Genomic DNA, 1178 nt, shown 5'->3' on the forward strand with positions numbered 1-1178 from the left:
TCTCCCGGGCGACGCCCATCTACCGCCATACCCTCAAGGCCACGCCGCCTGCTCGTACCACGCGATATCGAGCCATGCGCCAAGGCGTTCGCGCACAAATCCCACAGGAATGATTGGCCCGAAACAAACGTAGGAGCGAGCGCAGCTCGCGATGCGCCGCGCGGGCGGCGCTCGGTCTCCCGGCTCGCGCATCTCTACCGTCATACCCGTAAAGCTCGATCTCCCGGGCCACGCATCTCTACCGTCATACCCTTAAAGCCACACCGCATCCCAATGTGGATAATCACCAACCGTGGCCACCAATCCTGCCCTTACCGGATTGGCAACGATGTATCTCGCAATCTTGAAAACATCCTCGTCCCGGCGCAAGGCCCGGTCGTAATAACCTGCCTGCCACACCGGCTTCCCCTTTGCCCCAGCCTTGTGCAGTGCATTGCTGGACTGGCATTTGAAGCGCTGCATCAGTGTTCCAAGTGTCACTTCTTTCAGTTCAATCAGCCAATGCACGTGGTCTGGCATCACGACCCAGGTCAGTGATCGGCAGTGGTGTTGTTCTTCTGCGTAACGAAGGTTCTGAATGACCAATCGTGCAAGGCGGAGGTCGTGAAACAAAGGGCGGCGTAGGTGGGTGACGGTAGTCAGCATGTAGAGCCTGCCTGGCACCGAGCATCTTGCGCGGCGAAGCCTGCAGCCATGAGGGTTGGGCATTGCGTTCATCCTTGAGCGAATAGGTGCTCGATTAGCGTAGCCAGCCTGTGCAGGAGTCGATCCGATAGAGATTTGCAGCATGTAAATGCGCGCCAAAGCGGCCGCCTGAACCATGACATGCGCCAAAACGCTCGCGCGCAACGCCCCCAGGAATAACTGGCCCGAAACAAGCGTAGGAGCGAGCGCAGCTCGCGATGCGCCGCGCGGGCGGCGCTCGGTCACCCAGGCGACGCACCTCTACCGCCATACCCTCAAGGCCACACCGCCTGGCATGACGTTGCGCAATGGCCGGGTGTGTTTGCCGTGGGTTTTATGGTGTTGCGCAATGGCCGGAGGTGTTTGCCGTGGGTTTTATGGTGTTGCAGATACCGAGCGCCGCCCGCGCGGCGCATCGCGAGCTGCGCTCGCTCCTACGTTTGTTTCTGGCCAGTAACGCCTGTGACAGGCGCGCGCGACCGCCTTGTTTGCAC

General features: G+C 60.5%; 1 protein-coding gene. It reads right to left on the bottom strand.

Features of this window, described 5'->3' with window-relative positions:
- Window positions 1-252 precede the first annotated feature (252 nt).
- Window positions 253-708 carry a transposase gene (locus tag ACF8EA_RS23880; protein WP_084852138.1) on the bottom strand — a complete coding sequence of 152 codons (456 nt, stop codon included), beginning with the start codon at window positions 706-708 and terminating at the stop codon, window positions 253-255.
- Between the last annotated feature and the right edge of the window lie 470 nt (window positions 709-1178).

It is taken from the genome of Pseudomonas sp. YQ_5, from assembly GCF_043103305.1.
Taxonomy (GTDB): Bacteria; Pseudomonadota; Gammaproteobacteria; order Pseudomonadales; family Pseudomonadaceae; genus Aquipseudomonas; species Aquipseudomonas putida_Y.